The sequence below is a fragment of the Micromonospora narathiwatensis genome (assembly GCF_900089605.1).
Classification (GTDB): Bacteria; Actinomycetota; Actinomycetes; order Mycobacteriales; family Micromonosporaceae; genus Micromonospora; species Micromonospora narathiwatensis.
Window position 1 is genome coordinate 965,767 of record NZ_LT594324.1, and the last position, 19,810, is coordinate 985,576.

15 protein-coding genes and 3 rRNA genes are annotated in these 19,810 nt (G+C 70.2%); 12 read left to right on the top strand and 6 right to left on the bottom strand.

Annotation, left to right across the window (positions count from 1 at the left end; genetic code table 11):
* Positions 1-38 precede the first annotated feature (38 nt).
* The 3 genes from GA0070621_RS04425 to ppdK form a co-directional block, all read right to left on the bottom strand.
* The gene (locus GA0070621_RS04425; RefSeq protein WP_167666579.1) at positions 39-308 is read right to left on the bottom strand and encodes a hypothetical protein; all 270 of its coding nucleotides are present in this window, start codon (positions 306-308) and stop codon (positions 39-41) included.
* Positions 309-497: 189 nt separating this feature from the next.
* A complete protein-coding gene (locus GA0070621_RS04430; RefSeq protein WP_091191810.1) occupies positions 498-932 on the bottom strand; it encodes a hypothetical protein in 435 nt (144 codons plus the stop codon).
* Positions 933-944: 12 nt separating this feature from the next.
* Entirely contained in the window at positions 945-3,605 is a 2,661-nt protein-coding gene (gene ppdK / locus GA0070621_RS04435) for a pyruvate, phosphate dikinase (RefSeq protein WP_091191812.1), read from the bottom strand.
* Positions 3,606-3,751: 146 nt separating this feature from the next.
* Between ppdK and GA0070621_RS04440 the strand changes: the two genes are divergently transcribed.
* Positions 3,752-4,255 carry a GNAT family N-acetyltransferase gene (locus GA0070621_RS04440; protein ID WP_091191814.1) on the top strand — a complete coding sequence of 168 codons (504 nt, stop codon included), beginning with the start codon at positions 3,752-3,754 and terminating at the stop codon, positions 4,253-4,255.
* A gap of 10 nt (positions 4,256-4,265) precedes the next feature.
* A complete protein-coding gene (locus GA0070621_RS04445; protein ID WP_091191815.1) occupies positions 4,266-4,910 on the top strand; it encodes a YgjV family protein in 645 nt (214 codons plus the stop codon).
* Here GA0070621_RS04445 and GA0070621_RS04450 read toward each other — a convergent pair.
* Positions 4,897-5,280 (bottom strand): PaaI family thioesterase, encoded by a 384-nt coding sequence (locus tag GA0070621_RS04450; RefSeq protein ID WP_167666580.1) that lies wholly within the window; start codon positions 5,278-5,280, stop codon positions 4,897-4,899. The genes GA0070621_RS04445 and GA0070621_RS04450 overlap by 14 nt on opposite strands.
* Positions 5,281-5,386: 106 nt before the next feature.
* Here GA0070621_RS04450 and tyrS point away from each other — a divergent pair, with 106 nt between their 5' ends.
* From tyrS to rrf, 4 genes are all read left to right on the top strand, one after another.
* A complete protein-coding gene (gene tyrS, locus GA0070621_RS04455; RefSeq protein WP_091201988.1) occupies positions 5,387-6,670 on the top strand; it encodes a tyrosine--tRNA ligase in 1,284 nt (427 codons plus the stop codon).
* A 607-nt stretch (positions 6,671-7,277) separates the two neighbouring features.
* Positions 7,278-8,792: ribosomal RNA gene (locus tag GA0070621_RS04460) — 16S ribosomal RNA — on the top strand.
* Positions 8,793-9,165: 373 nt separating this feature from the next.
* Positions 9,166-12,275 (top strand): 23S ribosomal RNA (locus GA0070621_RS04465).
* Between the two features lie 101 nt (positions 12,276-12,376).
* Positions 12,377-12,493 (top strand): 5S ribosomal RNA (gene rrf, locus GA0070621_RS04470).
* Together the 16S, 23S and 5S rRNA genes form the textbook arrangement of a ribosomal RNA operon.
* A 90-nt stretch (positions 12,494-12,583) precedes the next feature.
* On the opposite strand, the gene GA0070621_RS29345 is transcribed toward rrf, so the two are convergent.
* Positions 12,584-14,278 (bottom strand): hypothetical protein, encoded by a 1,695-nt coding sequence (locus tag GA0070621_RS29345; protein ID WP_157739814.1) that lies wholly within the window; start codon positions 14,276-14,278, stop codon positions 12,584-12,586.
* On the opposite strand from GA0070621_RS29345, the gene GA0070621_RS30655 reads away from it, so the two are divergent.
* Positions 14,255-15,343: a Replicase polyprotein 1ab gene (locus tag GA0070621_RS30655; RefSeq protein WP_091201990.1), complete on the top strand. Its 1,089-nt coding sequence runs from the start codon at positions 14,255-14,257 to the stop codon at positions 15,341-15,343. The genes GA0070621_RS29345 and GA0070621_RS30655 overlap by 24 nt on opposite strands.
* Positions 15,340-16,359 carry an HAD-IIA family hydrolase gene (locus GA0070621_RS04480; protein ID WP_091191818.1) on the top strand — a complete coding sequence of 340 codons (1,020 nt, stop codon included), beginning with the start codon at positions 15,340-15,342 and terminating at the stop codon, positions 16,357-16,359. Before GA0070621_RS30655 ends, GA0070621_RS04480 begins: the two co-directional genes overlap by 4 nt.
* Positions 16,360-16,379: 20 nt before the next feature.
* On the opposite strand, the gene GA0070621_RS04485 is transcribed toward GA0070621_RS04480, so the two are convergent.
* Positions 16,380-16,715: an alkyl sulfatase C-terminal domain-containing protein gene (locus GA0070621_RS04485; RefSeq protein ID WP_091191820.1), complete on the bottom strand. Its 336-nt coding sequence runs from the start codon at positions 16,713-16,715 to the stop codon at positions 16,380-16,382.
* Positions 16,716-16,827: 112 nt separating this feature from the next.
* On the opposite strand from GA0070621_RS04485, the gene GA0070621_RS04490 reads away from it, so the two are divergent.
* Genes GA0070621_RS04490 through GA0070621_RS04505 form a run of 4 tightly spaced genes read left to right on the top strand, consistent with a single transcriptional unit; the run spans position 16,828 to position 19,412 of the window.
* Entirely contained in the window at positions 16,828-17,388 is a 561-nt protein-coding gene (locus tag GA0070621_RS04490; RefSeq protein ID WP_091191822.1) for a phasin family protein, read from the top strand.
* Positions 17,385-17,648 carry a hypothetical protein gene (locus tag GA0070621_RS30310; protein ID WP_091191823.1) on the top strand — a complete coding sequence of 88 codons (264 nt, stop codon included), beginning with the start codon at positions 17,385-17,387 and terminating at the stop codon, positions 17,646-17,648. The genes GA0070621_RS04490 and GA0070621_RS30310 overlap by 4 nt, the downstream gene beginning before the upstream one ends.
* 22 nt (positions 17,649-17,670) lie before the next feature.
* Positions 17,671-18,531, top strand: coding sequence for a TlyA family RNA methyltransferase (locus tag GA0070621_RS04500; RefSeq protein WP_091191825.1), 861 nt, complete (start codon positions 17,671-17,673; stop codon positions 18,529-18,531).
* The gene (locus GA0070621_RS04505; RefSeq protein WP_091191827.1) at positions 18,528-19,412 is read left to right on the top strand and encodes an NAD kinase; all 885 of its coding nucleotides are present in this window, start codon (positions 18,528-18,530) and stop codon (positions 19,410-19,412) included. The genes GA0070621_RS04500 and GA0070621_RS04505 overlap by 4 nt, the downstream gene beginning before the upstream one ends.
* The last annotated feature ends 398 nt before the right edge of the window (positions 19,413-19,810 follow it).

The window sequence follows — 19,810 nt, forward strand, 5'->3', positions numbered from 1 at the left end:
GCGACGGCCGTCGGCGTGCGCGCCGTGGACGTGGTCCGCTATCCGTCCGTCCCCGCCGCCGCCGCGTCGACGCGCCGCCGGACGACCAGTTCCGCCACCTCCAGCCGGCCGATGCGCAGCTCCCGGATCACCGCCCGGCGGATGAGCAGGCGCCCGATCGCCAGGGTGCCCACCGCCACCGCGCCGACCGCGGCAGCGGCGAGCGCCAGCGGCGCGGCCGCCGTGGGGCCGAGCGCGCGTGGTCCGGCCGCCGTCGGGCCCACCACCCGTGGCCTGGCCGCCCGCCCACCCATCGGGAAATGGGCCATGGCGTGTGCGTGGGACGCCGGGCCGTGGCGGTGGTGGGCACAACGCCGCGATGTGGTCATGCCCCCGATTCTCCGGGTCCGCGTCGGCCGCCGGGCCGGTTCGGACCGGTCGTCCACCGCCCGGATGACCCGGCGGACCAGGGGTACGCCCCACCGCCCGGTGGGACGGGGGGCGTACCCCGCCGCGCGTCAGCGCTCGACCACGAGCCGGTGGGCCCGCAGCGCCCGCGCCCACCACGGCCGCCGGTCCGGCCGCGGCGCGGGCAGCCTGGCGCCGCGCAGGCTCACCCAGCCGCCCGGTCCCATCCGTACCGTGCCGATGGCGGGCGGCCGGCGACGGGCCGCCACCGCCACGGCGGCGGTGAGGGCGGCGACGGCGAACGCCCCGGCGGCGGCCGCGACGAGTTGGTCCGGGTCGACCACCCGCCGGTACCGGACCCGCCCGACGGAGAGCACGAACGCCCCGATCGGCCGGCCCTCGTGGGTCACCGGCACCAGTGCGGCCGGTGGCGTGCCGGGCAGTTCCAGCACCGGGCCGATCGGTCCCGGCGGTGGTGCCGGGGCCGGGACCGGCGCGGGCCGGGGTGCCGGGGCGAGCCCGGTCGGGTTGACGATCGCGATCATCGCGCTGCCCTCCTAACGGGAGTCGGACGTGCCGGTGGTGGCGTCGACGGCGGCCCGCCCGGCGGCCAGCCGCGCGATCGGCACCCGGTACGGCGAGCAGGAGACGTAGTCCAGCCCGGCCTCGGCGAAGAACGCCACCGAGTCGGGGTCGCCACCGTGCTCCCCGCAGACGCCGACGGTCAGCTCGGGCCGGGCCGCCCGTCCCTCGGCGACGGCCAACCGGATCAGCCGCCCCACGCCCCGGGCGTCGATGCGCTCGAACGGCGAGACCGGGAAGATCCCGCGCTCCAGGTACGCCCCGAAGAACGAGCCCTCCGCGTCGTCCCGCGAGCACGCCCAGGTGGTCTGGGTCAGGTCGTTGGTGCCGAAGGAGAAGAAGGTCGCCTCGGTGGCGATCTCCCCGGCGGTCAGCGCCGCCCGGGGCACCTCGATCATCGTGCCGATCGGGATCTCCGGCGCGTCGTCGACCTCGGCGAGCACCCGTTCGGCCTCGTCCCGGACCGCGGCGAGTTCCCGCACGTCCCCGACCAGCGGCACCATGATCTCCGGCCGCGGGTCGCCACCGGCCCGCCGCCGCTGTGCCGCCGCCTCGGCCACCGCCCGCACCTGCATGGCGAACAGCCCGGGGACCACCAGGCCGAGCCGGACGCCGCGCAGCCCCAGCATCGGGTTGGCCTCGTGCATCCGGCGCACCGCGCCCAGCAGCGTCGCGTCCCGGCCCGGATCCGTGCCGAGCGCCTCGGCGCGGGCCACTCGGGCGGTCAGCTCGGGCAGCGCGGGCAGGAACTCGTGCAGCGGCGGGTCGAGCAGCCGGATGGTCACCGGCAGCCCGTCCATCGCGGCGAGGATGCCGACGAAGTCGGCCCGCTGCGGCGGCAGCAGCGCGGCCAGGGCCGCGTCGCGTTCGGCCGGGCCCTCGGCCAGGATCAGCCGCTCCACCAGCTCGCGGCGGTCGCCGAGGAACATGTGCTCGGTGCGGCACAGCCCGATGCCGGCGGCGCCGAGCCGCCGCGCCCGGCGGGCGTCGGCGGGCGTGTCCGCGTTGGCGCGTACGCCCAGCCGGCGTACCGCGTCGGCGTGACCGAGCAGCCGGTGCACCGCGGCGACCAGCGGATCCGCCTCCGGGTTCAGCTCTCCGGCCAGGTAACGGGCCACCGGGGAGGGCTGCACCGGCACCTCGCCCAGGTAGATCCGACCGGTGGTGCCGTCGATCGAGATCACCTCGCCGGCGCGTACCACCCGGTCGCCGACGGTGCACTCGTCGCGCCGCGCGTCGATGTCGAGCGCCTCGGCCCCGCAGACGCAGGTCCGACCCATGCCCCGGGCCACCACGGCGGCGTGCGAGGTCTTCCCGCCCCGCGAGGTGAGCACCCCGGCCGCGGCGATCATGCCGGGCAGGTCGTCCGGGTTGGTCTCCCGGCGGACCAGGATCACCGGTTCGGTGGCGGCCGCCGCGGCGGCCGAGTCGAAGACCACCCGGCCGACCGCGGCGCCCGGCGAGGCGCCCACCCCGACCGCGAGGGGTTCCGGCGCGGCGGTGAGGTCGAACGCCGGGAACATCAACTGGGCGAGCTGCGCCCCGGTGACCCGGGTCAGCGCCTCCGCCGGGGTGATCATCCCCTCGTCGACCAGTTGCGCGGCGATCACGAACGCCGCCGCCGGCGTGCGCTTGCCGACCCGGGTCTGCAACATCCACAGCCGGCCGCGTTCGATGGTGAACTCGATGTCGCACAGGTCCCGGTAGTGCCGCTCCAGCGTCGCCATGATCTCCAACAGCCGGCGGAAGCTGACCGGATCGATCCGTTCCAGCTCGGGCAGGCCGATCGTGTTCCGGACGCCGGCCACCACGTCCTCGCCCTGCGCGTCGGGCAGGTAGTCGCCGTACACCCCGGGGGCACCGGTGGCCGGGTCGCGGGTGAACGCCACCCCGGTGCCGGAGTCCGGGCCGAGGTTGCCGAAGACCATCGCCATCACGTTGACCGCGGTGCCCAGGTCGTCCGGGATCCGTTCCTGCCGCCGGTAGATCCGGGCGCGCTCGGAGTGCCACGACGCGAACACCGCGCGGATGGCCAGGAACAGCTGCTCGTGCGGGGCCTGCGGGAAGTCGTGCCCGACCCGTCGGGCGAAGATCTTCTTGTACGTCTCCACCAGGTCGTGCAGCTGCTCGGCGGTCGGGCCGGCCGCCCCGGCGGTGGCCCGGACCGCGGCCAGCTCCTGCTCGAACTCCTCGGCCGGGGCGCCGTACACGGTGCGGCCGAACATCTGGATCAGCCGCCGGTACGAGTCCCAGGCGAACCGCTCGTCGCCGCTGCGCGCGGCGAGCCCGGTCACCGTGGCGTCGTTGAGCCCGATGTCCAGGATCGTCTCCATCATCCCCGGCATCGAGTACCGGCCACCGGAGCGGACGGCCAGCAGCAGCGGGTCGTGCGGGTCGCCGAGCCGCCGGTCCAGCCGGGCCTCGATCTCCCGCAGGTGTGTGTTCACCTCGTCGAACAGCCCGGCCGGCGGCGAGCCGGTGGCCAGGTGGGCCCGGCAGGCGTCGGTGCTGATGGTGAACCCGGGCGGGACGGGCAGCCCCAGCCGGGTCATCTCGGCCAGGTTCGCGCCCTTGCCGCCCAGCAGGTCGGCCCGGCTCCGGTCACCCTCGATGAAGTCGTAGACGTACCTCGGCATGGTCCGACCTCCACTCGGCTCATGCGGGACCTCGACGTCCCCACTTCTTCGTACCGACGACGGGGGCCCGGGCGGCAGGGCCGGACGGGACGTTCGGCGGGCCGGAGGTCCCGATCCTGTCGGTGGGTCCGCGTATCCTCCGACCCGTGACCAGTGAGGTGCGGCTCCGTCCGGTGCGCGACGACGACCTGCCCGCGTTCTTCCGCCACGAGCAGGATCCGCAGGCCAACTGGATGGCCGCGTTCGGCCCGAAGGACCCGGCCGACCGGGCTGCCTTCGACGCCCACTGGGCGCGCATCCGCGCCGACCCGCGCATCGTTTCGCGGACCGTGACGGTCGGCGGCGAGGTGGTCGGGCGCGTGGCCGCCTTCCCGGTGGGGGAGCACACCGAGATCAGCTACTGGATCGACCCGCGGCGCTGGGGCCGAGGTCACGCCACGGCCGCGCTGGGCGAGCTCCTGCGCGAGCTGCCGCAGCGGCCGGTGCACGCCCGCGCCGCGAAGGACAACGCCGCCTCCCTCGCCGTGCTCCGCAAGTGCGGCTTCGTCGTGGTCGGCGAGGACTCCGGATACGCCGAGAGCCGCGGCACCGAGGTCGAGGAGTACGTGCTGGAGCTGCCCGCCTGGTCGATTGCCCAGGTCGACGACTAGTCTCCCCCGGGTGAACTGGCTGGAACTCGTCGGCTGGATCGGCTCCGCGCTGCTGATCTGGTCGCTGCTACAGACCCGCATCCTGCGGCTGCGCGCGCTCAACCTGGTCGGCTGCCTCATCCTGATCGGCTACAACGCGGCCGTGCAGGTGTGGCCCATGGTCGGGCTGAACGTGGTGCTCGCCGTGATCAACGTCTGGTACCTGCGCAAGCTGCTGGCCACCCGGCACGACGAGCAGACGTACCGGGTGGTCGAGGTGGGCACCGGCGATGCGTTCCTGGCCCACACGCTGCGCGTACACGGTGCCGACATCGCCCGGTTCAACCCGGACTTCCACTGGGACCCGGCCGCCGACCGGTCCGCGTTCCTGGTGGTGCGGGCCGACGAGGTGGTCGGCGTGGTGGTGTCGCACGCCGAGGCCGACGGGGTGGCCCAGATCGACCTGGACTACGTCACCCAGCGGTTCCGCGACTTCACCCCGGGCGAGTTCGTCTACCGCCGCAGCCGCCTGTTCACCGACCGCGGCTTCCGCCGCGTGGTCAGCCCGCCCGGCATGGTCGCCCCCTACTACCACCGGCTCGGCTTCCGGCCGGAGGGCGACGCGTACGTCCTCGACCTGCCCGAAGCCGCCTCAGACGCGGTCAGGCAGCGGTGAGGTTCTGCAGGCGCACCTGACCGCGCGCCACCAGCCGGCCGTCGTCGTCGGTGATCTCCACCGTCCAGAGCTGCTGGCTCCGCCCCCGGTGAATCGGCGTGCCGACCGCGGTCAGTTCCCCGTCCCGCACCGCGCGCAGGAAGTCGGTCTGGTTGGACACGCCGACGACCTGGCCCTGGTCGCCCAGCCACACGGCGCCGCCGATGCTGGCCGCCGTCTCCACCACCGAGCAGTAGACCCCGCCGTGCTGGATCCCGTACGGCTGGTGCAGCTCCGGCCGCACCCGCCAGCGGATCACCACCCGATCCCCGCTGACCTCGTCGAACTTGAGGCCCAGCAGGGCCACGAAGCCCCCCGTCAGGTCCGGCATCTCCACGGCAGCTCCTCCTCGCCTCCGCTGGCGCCGCCAGCCTAGTCGTGCCCGGTGGGCAAACCCGCTACGGGCCGGGGCCGGTGATGGGGGAGAATCGGTGCTCGTGACCGACAGCAACCTCCCGCACGGGCGGGACTCCCTGACCGAAGACCTGCGGTGGCGGGGCCTGATCCAGGACTCGACCGGCCTCGACGAGCTGCGTGAGCTGCTCGACGGCGGGACGGCCACCTTCTATGTGGGCTTCGATCCGACCGCCCCGAGCCTGCACGTCGGCCACCTCATGCAGGTCATCACCGCGCGTCGACTCCAGCTCGCCGGGCACCGGCCGCTGCTGCTGGTCGGCGGCGCCACCGGCCAGATCGGCGACCCGAAGGAGAGCGCCGAGCGCACGCTCAACCCGCCCGAGGTGGTCGCCGGCTGGGTCCAGCGCATCCGCGACCAGCTCGCGCCGTTCGTCTCGTACACCGGGGAGAACGCGGCCCAACTGGTCAACAACCTGGACTGGACCGGCGAGATGTCGGTGGTGGAGTTTCTCCGGGACGTGGGCAAGCACTTCCCGGTGAACAAGATGCTGGCCCGCGAGGTGGTCAAGGCCCGGCTGGAGACCGGCATCAGCTTCACCGAGTTCAGTTACCAGCTCCTCCAGGCCAACGACTTCTTCGAGTTGCACCGCCGGTACGGCTGCCAGCTCCAGTACGGCGGCTCCGACCAGTGGGGCAACATCACCGCCGGGGTCGACTACATCCGCCGGCGGGGGGCGGGCCCGGTGCACGCCTTCACCACACCGCTGGTCACCAAGTCGGACGGCACGAAGTTCGGCAAGACCGAGGGCGGCTCGATCTGGCTCGACCCGGAGATGACCAGCCCGTACGCCTTCTACCAGTTCTGGGTCAACGCGGACGACCGGGACGTGAGTCGCTACCTGCGCTACTTCAGCTTCCGTTCACGGGAGGAGGTGGAGGAGCTGGAGAAGGCGACCGCGGAACGCCCGCAGGCGCGGCTCGCTCAGCGCGCGCTCGCCGAGGAGCTGACCACCCTGGTGCACGGCGAGCGGGAGATGGCGCAGGCGGTCGCGGCGAGCCAGGCGCTCTTCGGTCGCGGCTCGCTCGAGGAGTTGTCGCCGGAGACCCTGCGCGCCGCGCTGACCGAGGCCGGTCTGGTCCACCTGGCCGAGCTGCCGGACGTCGCCGGCCTGCTCAAGGAGTCGGGCCTGGTGCCGAGCATGAAGGAGGCCCGGCGGGTGATCGCCGAGGGCGGCGCCTACGTCAACAACAACCGGATCGCGGCGGTGGACGCCACCGTGTCGCCGGCGGACCTGCTGCACGGCAGGTACCTGGTGCTGCGCCGGGGGAAGCGTTCGTTCGCCGGGGTTGAGCTGCGTAAATAGCCGTACGTCGACGATGTGACGTGGGACGCGCCCAGCGGATTTGACGATCAAACCGCTGGGCGCGTAACTTTCTCTCTGCCAGCGCGGAACGGACGAAACAGGGCGAAAGACCTGGAAGGCCGGAGCGCAGGACCTGACAACCGGGTGGTGCCCCGGATTCGCCGGGAGGCGGATTTGGTGAGGCGGAACCGACCGGGTAAGGTTATCGGCCGGCAGGGAAACGGGCGAGCGAGCGTAAGCCGCAGCGGCCGTCCTGCTGAAATCCTCGGAACGTCCGACGGAAGTCGGTCGAATCGGGGTGCCCGGAAAATGGGTGGAAGCATGACAAACCGCGAAACACCGGTTTGACACGGCGGAAACCAGCGGGTAACGTAGTAAAAGTGCCCGGCGCGAGAGCGGCGGGGGCGGTTGAACGAGATGCCCCGGATGGGGGTCCTGCGGTGTGGGGCTTTCGGATGGTGTGTGGTTGTTCTTTGAGAACTCAACAGGGTGCTTGATAAGCCAGTGCCAATTTGTTTGATACCCCGGACTGGTCGGACTTAGGTTTGGCTGGTTGGGATTCCTTTGGCAACACTTTTTGTTGTCAGGATGATTGTTCAACAAGTTTTTGTTGGAGAGTTTGATCCTGGCTCAGGACGAACGCTGGCGGCGTGCTTAACACATGCAAGTCGAGCGGAAAGGCCCTTCGGGGTACTCGAGCGGCGAACGGGTGAGTAACACGTGAGCAACCTGCCCTAGGCTTTGGGATAACCCCGGGAAACCGGGGCTAATACCGAATAGGACCTGGCACCGCATGGTGTTGGGTGGAAAGTTTTTCGGCCTGGGATGGGCTCGCGGCCTATCAGCTTGTTGGTGGGGTGATGGCCTACCAAGGCGACGACGGGTAGCCGGCCTGAGAGGGCGACCGGCCACACTGGGACTGAGACACGGCCCAGACTCCTACGGGAGGCAGCAGTGGGGAATATTGCACAATGGGCGGAAGCCTGATGCAGCGACGCCGCGTGAGGGATGACGGCCTTCGGGTTGTAAACCTCTTTCAGCAGGGACGAAGCGTAAGTGACGGTACCTGCAGAAGAAGCGCCGGCCAACTACGTGCCAGCAGCCGCGGTAAGACGTAGGGCGCGAGCGTTGTCCGGATTTATTGGGCGTAAAGAGCTCGTAGGCGGCTTGTCGCGTCGACTGTGAAAACCCACGGCTCAACCGTGGGCCTGCAGTCGATACGGGCAGGCTAGAGTTCGGTAGGGGAGACTGGAATTCCTGGTGTAGCGGTGAAATGCGCAGATATCAGGAGGAACACCGGTGGCGAAGGCGGGTCTCTGGGCCGATACTGACGCTGAGGAGCGAAAGCGTGGGGAGCGAACAGGATTAGATACCCTGGTAGTCCACGCTGTAAACGTTGGGCGCTAGGTGTGGGGGGCCTCTCCGGTTCCCTGTGCCGCAGCTAACGCATTAAGCGCCCCGCCTGGGGAGTACGGCCGCAAGGCTAAAACTCAAAGGAATTGACGGGGGCCCGCACAAGCGGCGGAGCATGCGGATTAATTCGATGCAACGCGAAGAACCTTACCTGGGTTTGACATGGCCGCAAAACCTGCAGAGATGTGGGGTCCTTCGGGGGCGGTCACAGGTGGTGCATGGCTGTCGTCAGCTCGTGTCGTGAGATGTTGGGTTAAGTCCCGCAACGAGCGCAACCCTCGTTCGATGTTGCCAGCGCGTTATGGCGGGGACTCATCGAAGACTGCCGGGGTCAACTCGGAGGAAGGTGGGGATGACGTCAAGTCATCATGCCCCTTATGTCCAGGGCTTCACGCATGCTACAATGGCCGGTACAATGGGCTGCGATACCGTGAGGTGGAGCGAATCCCAAAAAGCCGGTCTCAGTTCGGATCGGGGTCTGCAACTCGACCCCGTGAAGTCGGAGTCGCTAGTAATCGCAGATCAGCAACGCTGCGGTGAATACGTTCCCGGGCCTTGTACACACCGCCCGTCACGTCACGAAAGTCGGCAACACCCGAAGCCGGTGGCCCAACCCTTGTGGAGGGAGCCGTCGAAGGTGGGGCTGGCGATTGGGACGAAGTCGTAACAAGGTAGCCGTACCGGAAGGTGCGGCTGGATCACCTCCTTTCTAAGGAGCACCATCCGTCGAAAGGCGGTATGGAGCCCGCGGCCCGCGGATGTCGGGTCGGGGTGCTCATAGGCGGAGACACTGGCCAGTTTTTCCTCGGCAACGGCCTGAGGCTCTAGTACGACCAGTTTTCTGGTGTGGAACGGGTTGATGGTGCGGCTGGGGAGGGCGTAAGCACCCTGTTGGGTCCTGAAGGAACAACCGTGTGGTTGTTTTCTTCGGAGCCGTAGCCTGAGGCGTGAGTTCCTTGGGAGGCTGCCAGGCATGGCCTGGTTCCGTATACCGCCGGCGGTTGTCGGGTCTGGTGTGGGACTGTTCGGGTTGTGGGTTGGTCGTTTGTTGAGAATTGCACAGTGGACGCGAGCATCTTTGTGGTCAAGTTGTCAAGGGCGAACGGTGGATGCCTTGGCACCAGGAGCCGATGAAGGACGTGGGAGGCCGCGATAGGCCTGGGGGAGCTGTCAACCAAGCTGTGATCCCAGGGTGTCCGAATGGGGGAACCCGGCTGGAGTCATGTCCAGTCACCCGCACCTGAACACATAGGGTGTGTGGGGGGAACGCGGGGAAGTGAAACATCTCAGTACCCGTAGGAAGAGAAAACAAATAGTGATTCCGTGAGTAGTGGCGAGCGAAAGCGGATTGAGGCTAAACCGGCTGCGTGTGATACCTGTCAGGGGTTGCGTGGTCGGGGTTGTGGGACCCTGCTGAGTGTGCTGACACATACTCGAGGAGTTACAAAGCCAGTTGCTAGTCGAACAGTCTGGAATGGCTGACCGTAGACGGTGAAAGTCCGGTAGGTGAAAGTGGCTGGTCTTCTGTGGGTGTTCCCGAGTAGCGGCGGACTCCTGTAATCTGCCGTGAATCTGCCAGGACCACCTGGTAAGCCTAAATACTTCCTGGTGACCGATAGCGGACAAGTACCGTGAGGGAATGGTGAAAAGTACCCCGGGAGGGGAGTGAAATAGTACCTGAAACCGTTCGCCTACAATCCGTCGGAGCCTTGCGGGGTGACGGCGTGCCTTTTGAAGAATGAGCCTGCGAGTTAGTGGCATGTGGCGAGGTTAACCCGTGTGGGGGAGCCGTAGCGAAAGCGAGTCTGAATAGGGCGTTTTAGTCGCATGCTCTAGACCCGAAGCGGAGTGATCTAGCCATGGGCAGGCTGAAGCGCGGGTAAGACCGCGTGGAGGGCCGAACCCACCAACGTTGAAAAGTTGGGGGATGACCTGTGGTTAGGGGTGAAAGGCCAATCAAACTCCGTGATAGCTGGTTCTCCCCGAAATGCATTTAGGTGCAGCGTCGCGTGTTTCTTGCCGGAGGTAGAGCACTGGATGGTCTAGGGGGCCCACAAGCTTACCGAAATCAGCCAAACTCCGAATGCCGGTAAGTGAGAGCGCGGCAGTGAGACTGCGGGGGATAAGCTTCGTAGTCGAGAGGGAAACAGCCCAGATCACCAGCTAAGGCCCCTAAGCGTGTGCTAAGTGGAAAAGGATGTGGGGTCGCATAGACAACCAGGAGGTTGGCTTAGAAGCAGCCACCCTTTAAAGAGTGCGTAATAGCTCACTGGTCAAGTGGTTCCGCGCCGACAATGTAGCGGGGCTCAAGTACACCGCCGAAGCTGTGGCACTCACACAATGACTTCGCCAGGTCTTGATATCTGGTGCAGGTGTGTGGGTGGGTAGGGGAGCGTCGTGCCGGGGGTGAAGCAACGGGGTGACCTAGTTGTGGACGCGGCACGAGTGAGAATGCAGGCATGAGTAGCGAAAGAAGGGTGAGAAACCCTTCCGCCGGATGACCAAGGGTTCCAGGGCCAGGTTAATCCGCCCTGGGTGAGTCGGGACCTAAGGCGAGGCCGAGAGGCGTAGTCGATGGACAACGGGTTGATATTCCCGTACCCGCGAAAGAGCGTCCCTGACGAACCTCGTTGTGCTAACCACCCAATCCATCCAAGACCTTCGGGTTGAGGGTGGGGAGCGTGGGAACCTGGCGGGTAGTAGTCAAGCGATGGGGTGACGCAGGAAGGTAGCTGAGCCCGGCCGGTGGTTGTGCCGGGGTAAGCGTGTAGGCCGTGCTGTAGGCAAATCCGCAGCACATGTAGGCTGAGACGTGATGCCGAGCCGATTCAGGTGAAGTCAGTGATCCTATGCTGCCGAGAAAAGCCTCTAGCGAGTTCTTAGCGGCCCGTACCCCAAACCGACACAGGTGGTCAGGTAGAGAATACCGAGGCGATCGGGCGAACTGTGGTTAAGGAACTCGGCAAATTGCCCCCGTAACTTAGGGAGAAGGGGGGCCGGAGACGTGAAGCCCCGCGCGGGTGGAGCGTTGTATGGCCGCAGAGAGCAGGGGGAAGCGACTGTTTACTAAAAACACAGGTCCATGCGAAGAAGTAATTCGATGTATATGGACTGACGCCTGCCCGGTGCTGGAACGTTAAGGGGACCTGTTAGCTCTTCGGGGCGAAGCGGAGAACTTAAGCGCCAGTAAACGGCGGTGGTAACTATAACCATCCTAAGGTAGCGAAATTCCTTGTCGGGTAAGTTCCGACCTGCACGAATGGCGTAACGACTTCCCCACTGTCTCAACCACAGGCCCGGCGAAATTGCACTACGAGTAAAGATGCTCGTTACGCGCGGCAGGACGGAAAGACCCCGGGACCTTTACTATAGCTTGACATTGGTATCCGAATTAGCTTGTGTAGGATAGGTGGGAGCCGGTGAAGCTCATACGCCAGTATGGGTGGAGGCAATCTTGAAATACCACTCTGGTTGGTTTGGGTATCTAACTTCGGACCGTTATCCGGTTCAGGGACAGTGTCTGGTGGGTAGTTTAACTGGGGCGGTTGCCTCCTAAAGGGTAACGGAGGCGCCCAAAGGTTCCCTCAGCCTGGTTGGCAATCAGGTGTTGAGTGCAAGTGCACAAGGGAGCTTGACTGTGAGACTGACGGGTCGAGCAGGGACGAAAGTCGGGACTAGTGATCCGGCACTGGCATGTGGAAGCGGTGTCGCTCAACGGATAAAAGGTACCCCGGGGATAACAGGCTGATCTTCCCCAAGAGTCCATATCGACGGGATGGTTTGGCACCTCGATGTCGGCTCGTCGCATCCTGGGGCTGTAGCAGGTCCCAAGGGTTGGGCTGTTCGCCCATTAAAGCGGTACGCGAGCTGGGTTTAGAACGTCGTGAGACAGTTCGGTCCCTATCCGCCGTGCGCGTAGGATACTTGAGAAGGGCTGTCCCTAGTACGAGAGGACCGGGACGGACGAACCTCTGGTGTGCCAGTTGTCCCGCCAGGGGCACGGCTGGTTAGCTACGTTCGGAAGGGATAACCGCTGAAAGCATCTAAGCGGGAAGCTCGCTTCAAGATGAGGTATCCCACCCACCTTTGGTGGGGTAAGGCCCCCAGCTAGACGACTGGGTTGATAGGCCGGAAATGTAAGCCCGGTAACGGGTTCAGTTGACCGGTACTAATAGGCCGAGGACTTGACTACTAAGCTGCTACGCGTCCACTGTGCAACTCCCGACAAACGAACAAGCACACCAGCAGCCCCCAACCGGGGGCGCGGTTGATTGTTTGACATGTCGATAGAGTTACGGCGGTCATGGCGGAGGGGAAACGCCCGGTCACATTCCGAACCCGGAAGCTAAGCCCTCCAGCGCCGATGGTACTGCACTCGGGAGGGTGTGGGAGAGTAGGACACCGCCGGACAATCTTCCAGTCAAGGGCCGCCCCAGCAGGGTCGGCCCTTGACTGCGTTAGCGTCTCTGCGACGCGTTCAGGAAGGATGTACCTGTGAGTTCAGAACCGCAGGGCGGGGATCGCCCCCGTCGTTACGAGGACCGCGCCGAGCGTGGGCAGGGGCGCGGCGACGCCCGCCGCGACGACCGTCCCTCGTACCGGGGCGGCCGCGACGACCGCGAGCGCGGCGGCGACCGCCGCGAGAGTGGCTTCCGGTCGGGTTCCCGCGACGGCGGTTTCCGGGGCGGCGAGCGTCGTGACTCGGGCTTCGGTGGCGGCCCACGTGAGGGTGGCTTCCGCCGCGACGACCGTGAGGGTGGCTTCCGGGGCGGTGACCGCAGCGGCGGTGGCGTCCGCCGGGACGACCGTGAGGGTGGCTTCCGGGGCGGTGACCGCAGCGGCGGTGGCGTCCGCCGGGACGACAACCGTGACGGCGGCGTCCGCTCGGGTGGTCCCGGTTTCCGTGGCGACGACCGCCGGGACGACCGTCGTGAGGGCGGTTTCCGTGGCGGTGAGCGCCGGGAGGGCGTCCGCCGGGACGACCGTGAGGGCGGCTTCCGGGGTGGTGACCGCCGGGAAGGCTTCCGGTCGGGCCCGCGCGAGGGCGGCTTCCGCCGCGACGAGCGGCGCGAGGGTGGCTTTGGCGGCGGTGACCGCCGTGATGGCCCCCGTCGGACCGACGGCGGCTTCCGTGGCGGCGAGCGCCGGGAGGGCGTCCGCCGCGACGACCGTGAGGGCGGTTCCCGTGGCGGTGACCGTCGTGAGGGCGGCTTCCGTGGCGGTGACCGTCGTGAGAGCGGCTTCCGCCGCGACGACCGTGAGGGCGGTTTCCGTGGCGGTGAGCGCCGGGAGGGTGGCTTCCGCCGTGACGACCGTGAGGGCGGCTTCCGGGGTGGTGACCGCCGGGAAGGCTTCCGGTCGGGTCCGCGCGAGGGCGGCTTCGCCGGCGGTGAGCGCCGCGAGGGCGTCCGCCGGGACGACCGCGAGGGTGGCTTCCGGGGTGGTGACCGTCGTGAGGGCGGTTTCCGTGGCGGTGAGCGCCGGGAGGGTGGCTTCCGCCGTGACGACCGTGAGGGCGGCTTCCGGGGTGGTGACCGCCGGGAAGGCTTCCGGTCGGGTCCGCGCGAGGGCGGCTTCGCCGGCGGTGAGCGCCGCGAGGGCGTCCGCCGGGACGACCGCGAGGGTGGCTTCCGGGGTGGTGACCGTCGTGAGGGCGGTTTCCGTGGCGGTGACCAGCGGGAGGGCGTCCGCCGGGACGACCGCGAGGGTGGCTTCCGGGGTGGTGACCGTCGTGAGGGCGGTTCCCGTGGCGGCGAGCGCCGGGAGGGCTTCCGCCGAGACGACCGCGAGGGTGGCTTCCGTCGGGACGGCGCGGGGCCACGGGACGGTGGCTTCCGCCGCGAGGAGCGGGGCGAGGGCGGTTTCGGCGGCGGTGAGCGCCGCCAGGGTTTCCGCCGGGACGACCGGGAGGGCGGCTTCCGGCGGGAGGACGGTCGCTCGGGCGGCTTCCGGGCCGGCCGGGAGCGTACCGAGCGGGACGGTGAGCGTCGCGGCTACGGCGACCGTCGGCCGGGCGGCCCTGGCTCGCAGGGGGAGCGCCGGGACGATCGGCGGGAGCGTGGCGAGGGCCGTGAGGCCGAGCGGGTTGTCGCGCCGGCGCTGCCCGACGAGGTGGTCGCCGGCGATCTCGATTCCACCGTCCGGGCCGAGCTGCTGTCGCTGGCCAAGCCGGTGGCGGAAACCGTCGCCCGGCACCTCGTCGCGACCGGCCTGCTGATCGACGAGGACCCGGCGGAGGCGCTGGCGCACGCGTTGGCCGCCCGCCGGCTCGCCTCGCGGATCGCCGCGGTGCGGGAGGCGGTCGGGCTGGCCGCGTACCACGCCGGGGAGTGGCAGACGGCCATTGCCGAGCTGCGGACGTACCACCGGATGACCGGGCTGCAGAGCCACCTGGCGGTGCTGGCCGACTGCGAGCGGGCGCTGGGCCGCCCGGAGCGGGCGATCGACCTGTTCCGCGGCGCGGACCAGGACAAGGTCGACAAGGCGGTCGCGATCGAGCTGCTGATCGTCGCCGCCGGGGCGCGGGGTGACCTCGGGCAGAAGGACGCGGCCGTGGCGATGCTGCAGGTGCGCGAGCTGACCAACGACTCGACGGAGCCGTGGGCGGCACGGCTGCGTTACGCGTACGCGGACGCGCTGCTGGCCGTGGGCCGGCGCGAGGAGGCGCGGGAGTGGTTCTCCCGGGCCACCGACGTGGACGCCGAGGGCGAGACCGACGCCGCCGAGCGGCTGCTCGAACTCGACGGCGTGGTCATCGAGGGCGACGACGAGGAGGACGAGGAGCTCGCGGCCGACCCGGGTAGCGCCGGTGCCGTAGCGACCGAACCGGACGCCGACCTCACCGGCGCCGACCGGCCCGACGAGGACGACGAACTCGACGAGGACGACGAGGACGACGAACTCGACGGCGACGTGGACGAGTTCGACGACGACGACGAGTTCGACGACGAGGACGATGACCTCGACGCGGACGATGACGAGCTGGACGGTGACGCGGGCCCCCGGGCCCAGGACCGCCGCCGCGAGGAGTCGGCCGACCCCGGGGAGCGCGATGACGCGCCGGCCGGGTACCGCGACCGGGACGGCGCGGACCTCGGCGACGACGAGCTGACCGACGCCGAGGCGTCCTCGCTCGCCGACGCGGCAGGTGCCTCGGACCCGTCGGACGCCTCGGAAGCCGCGCGGGACCGGGGCGACGCGCCGGCCGCCGTGGACGGTGACGCGGCGCCGGGCCGCGAGGCGGAGGCGGACCGCCGGTGACCACGAGCGCCGGGGAACGGCTGGTCGACGGGTACGCCCTGGTCGTATTCGACCTGGACGGGGTGATCTATCTGATCGACCGACCGATCCCCGGCGCGGTCGAGGCGGTCGGCCGGCTGCACGCCGAGGGCCGGCTGGTCGCGTACGCGACCAACAACGCCTCGCGCCGCTCCAGCGAGGTGGCCGACCTGCTCACCGGCATGGGCGTACCGGCCCGGGCGGAGGAGGTGCTCACCTCGGCCGCCGCCACTGCCGAGCTGCTGCGCGACCGGCTGCCGGCCGGCGCGCCGGTGCTGGTGGTCGGGGCGGAGGCGCTGCGGGCGGAGCTGCGCGCCGTCGGGCTGCGCCCGGTGTCGACGGTCGACGAGCAGCCCGCCGCCGTCGCCCAGGGCTACGGCCCGCAGGTCGGCTGGGTCGAGCTCGCCGAGGCGTCTCTCGCGGTACGGGCGGGTGCGCCCTGGTACGCGACGAACACCGACCGGACCCTGCCGAGCCCGCGCGGCCCGTTGCCGGGCAACGGCTCCCTGGTCGCGGTGCTGCGTACCGCGCTGGGGCGGGACCCGGACGTGGTGGTGGGCAAGCCGGAGCCGGCCCTGTTCGCCACCGCCGCCCGTCGGGCCGGTGCCGGGCGGACCCTGGTGGTCGGCGACCGCCTGGACACCGATATCGAGGGAGCCCGCCGGGCCGGCCTGGACAGCCTGCTGGTGCTCACCGGCGTCAGCGACGTACCCGAGCTGCTGACCGCCCCCGAGCCGCGCCGGCCGACGTACGTCTCCATCGACCTGGCCGGGCTGTTCGACCCGGCGGCGGTGGTGCGGGTGCCGGGTACGCCCGACGTCGGTGGCTGGTCGGTGACCGTGTCCGATGGCGGGCTGGCTCTCGACGGCGCGGGACGCCCGCTCGACGCCCTCGCCGCGCTCTGCGCGGTGGCCTGGTCGGCGGGGGCCGACCCGCGGGTGCGGCCGGCGTCCCCGGCGGCGGGGGAGGCCCTCGACGCGCTGGGCCTGTCCGGCTGACCGGACCGGCCCGGCGGGGGTCAGATCAGCTTGCGCAGCTTCATCAGGTCGAACGGGTTCGCCTTGATGGACACCCGGCGGCCGGCCACCGCCTTGGCCAGGTCGAGCTGGCCGTGCACCAGCGCGACCAGGTCGTCGCTGCTGGTGCTGAGCGCGATCTTGGCCTGCGGGTCGTCGCCGTCGGTCAGGTCGATCAGCCGGCCCTCTTGGAGGCGGCCGTGAAACGCGGTGTCCAGGTCGGTGATCCGGCAGGCCAGGGTGCGGTCGAGGTCGATCCGGCCCGCCGCGTCGGCGTGCCGGTCCAGCCGGGCGGCCAACTCCTGCAACGCCTGCCGGCACTCGTCCACGCTGGCCACATCGTCTCCTCACCACGCGCCACGCCGTTCCCCGGCACCGTACCGCAATGGGGTGTCCGGGGTGCCCGGTAGCGTGACACCAGCACACCCGCCCCGCGGAAGGGACTCAGGCATGCAGGACGCGTGGCGCGCCTACCTCGAGCTGGCCATGGGCCTGACGGAGGCGCCCCGGAAGAAGGCCCAGGACGCCGTGCGGCGCGTGGTCGGCCAGGGCGGTGCCACCGCCGCCCAGCTCCAGGCGCTCGCCGAGGAACTGGTCTCCACCGGCGTGGCGAACCGGGAGGCGCTGACCAAGCTGGTCCGCTTCGAGGTGGACCGCGCGCTGGGCGCGGTCGGGCTGGCCACCGCCGACGAGGTCGCCGAGCTGACCCGCCGGGTGCGGGAGTTGGAACGGCAGCTCCGCGAGGCGAAGAGCGCCCCGACGCCGACGACGGGGACCGCCCCGGCCGAGCCGGCGGCCGCGGCCCCCGTCTCCGCGCTGCCGGACCGGCCGGCGCCCACCCCAACGAAGGCGGTGGCGAAGAAGGCCGTGGCGAAGAAAGCGGTGGCGAAGAAGGCGATCGCGAAGAAGCCGGCCGCCTCGGCGGTGCCGCAGACCTCGGCCGAGGGATCGCCGGCCACGCCGGCGAAGAAGGCGACCGGCCGCAGGCAGACCGGCGGTGCCGGGTCGTGACCGCCCCGTACCGGCCCGGGCCCCCGCCCGGCCCGCGCCCGGGTCCGCCGCCCGGCGGTCTCCGCCCCGGGCCGCCGCCGGGGGTACGGCCCGTGCCCGCCCCGGTCGAGGACGTCGGGGACGCCCGGCACCCGGCGGTGGACGCCGCCGTGCACGCCATGATCAACGCCGAGGCGCTCTCCCCGGCGGACCAGATCGCCCAGTACGAGGCGGCGTACGAGACGCTGCGCGAGACCCTGGCCAGCATCGACCAGACCTGACCGACCGGAGAGAGAACCACCCATGGCACGTCGTACCCGGCTGGATGCCGAACTCGTCCGCCGCGGTCTCGCCCGCTCCCGCGAGCAGGCGGCCGCGCTGGTGGAGGCCGGCCGCGTCCAACTGCGCGGAGTGCCCGCCCGCAAGGTCGCCGCGATGGTCGACCCGGCGGACCCGTTGCTGGTCACCGGTGAGGACCCCACCACCGAGTACGTCTCCCGGGGCGGGCACAAGCTGGCCGGCGCGCTGGCCGCGTTCGCGCCCGGCGGGCTGGGCGTCACCGGCCGCCGCTGCCTGGACGCCGGTGCCTCCACCGGCGGTTTCACCGACGTGCTGCTGCGCGCCGGAGCCGCCGAGGTGGTGGCCGTCGACGTCGGGTACGGCCAGTTGGCCTGGTCGCTGCGCACCGACGAGCGGGTGCACGTCTTCGAGCGCACCAACGTGCGTACCCTCACGCCGGAGGCGATCGGCGGCGCGGTCGACCTCACGGTGGCCGACCTGTCGTTCATCTCGCTGCGGCTGGTGCTGCCGGCCCTGGCCGGCTGCACGAGGCCGGACGGCGATCTGGCGCTGATGGTCAAGCCGCAGTTCGAGGTGGGCAAGGAACGGGTCGGCGCGGGCGGCGTGGTCCGCGACCCGGCGCTGCGCGCCGAGGCGGTGCTCGACGTGGCCGCCGCGGCGGCGCAGCTCGGCCTGGGGCTGGCCGACGTGGCGGCCAGCCCGCTGCCGGGGCCGAGCGGCAACGTCGAGTTCTTCGTATGGTTACGCCGGGACGCGCCCGCCGCGGACCCGGAGCGGGTACGCGCGGTGGTGGCCGCCGGCCCGCAGGGCTTCCCGTCCCCGGCCGACGCGCCGGATTCCGCGAGTGAGGAGGTGCCCGGGTGAGCCGGACAGCTCTGCTGGTGACGCACACCGGCCGTCGCCGCAGCACCGAGCACGCGCGGGCGGTGGCGGCGGACCTCATCGCGGCCGGCTTCGAGGTGCGGGTGGTGGCTGAGGAGGCCGACGACCTCGACCTGCCCGGCGTGGTGCCGGTGACCGGCCCGGAGGCCGCCGAGGGCGCCGAGATCGTCTTCGCGCTCGGCGGGGACGGCACCTTCCTGCGCGCCGCCGAGCTGGCCCGGCCGGCGAAGGCGCCGCTGCTCGGCATCAACCTCGGCAAGGTCGGCTTCCTGGCCGAGGCGGAGATCGACGACCTGGACAGCGCGGTACGCGACGTGGTCGGGCGTAACTACACCGTGGACGAACGGCTCACCCTGGACGTGACCGCCGAGTTCGACGGCGGCCCGACGATCGAGTCGTGGGCGTTGAACGAGATCAGCGTGGAGAAGGGCGAGCGCGCCCAGATGCTGGAACTGCTCGTCGACGTGGACGGCCGGCCGCTGTCCCGGTACGGCTGCGACGGTGTGGTCTGCGCGACTCCGACCGGCTCCACCGCGTACGCGTTCTCCGGCGGCGGGCCGGTGGTCTGGCCGGAGGTGGAGGCGCTGCTGCTGGTGCCGATCAGCGCGCACGCGCTGTTCAGCCGACCGTTGGTGACCGCGCCGACGTCCACCTTCGCGATCACGGTGGACCCGTTCACCACCCTCGCCGTCCTGTGCTGCGACGGGCGACGGGTCTACGACCTGCCGCCGGGCGCCCGGGTCACCGTGCGCCGGGGCACGCTGCCGGTGCGGATCGTGCGGCTCAAGGCGCGTCCGTTCACCGACCGGCTGGTGGCCAAGTTCGACCTGCCGGTGCAGGGCTGGCGCGGCAGCCGCCGCTGACTCCACGGTCAACGGCCGGGGCCGGTGGGCGACCGTGGCATTGGGCGGCTGTCGGGCCGACCCCGTCCCGGCGGTTCGGCGTACCCGCGTCGGCCGGCGACCGGCTACCGTAGGGGCCTCCCTCGACGACGCGCCACGTCGGGCCGGCGTACCGCGCCCGGAACCCGAGGCGGGGCCGGCGGTTCCGCCTTGCGGCGGGAACGGTCGCCCGGGCCGTCGACGGGGCCGGCGGCACCGTCGTACGGACGGTCACCGGGGCGTACGGGCTGCGTTGAGGTGGAGTCCGGGCGGGGCGGTGAGGCCCGTGTCCGCCCGGATGCGCGGCCCGGCGGTCGTGGCACCGGCCAGGGGGTGGTCGGATCCACGACGGTCGGGGTGTCGGACGAGTCGCGGCCGGC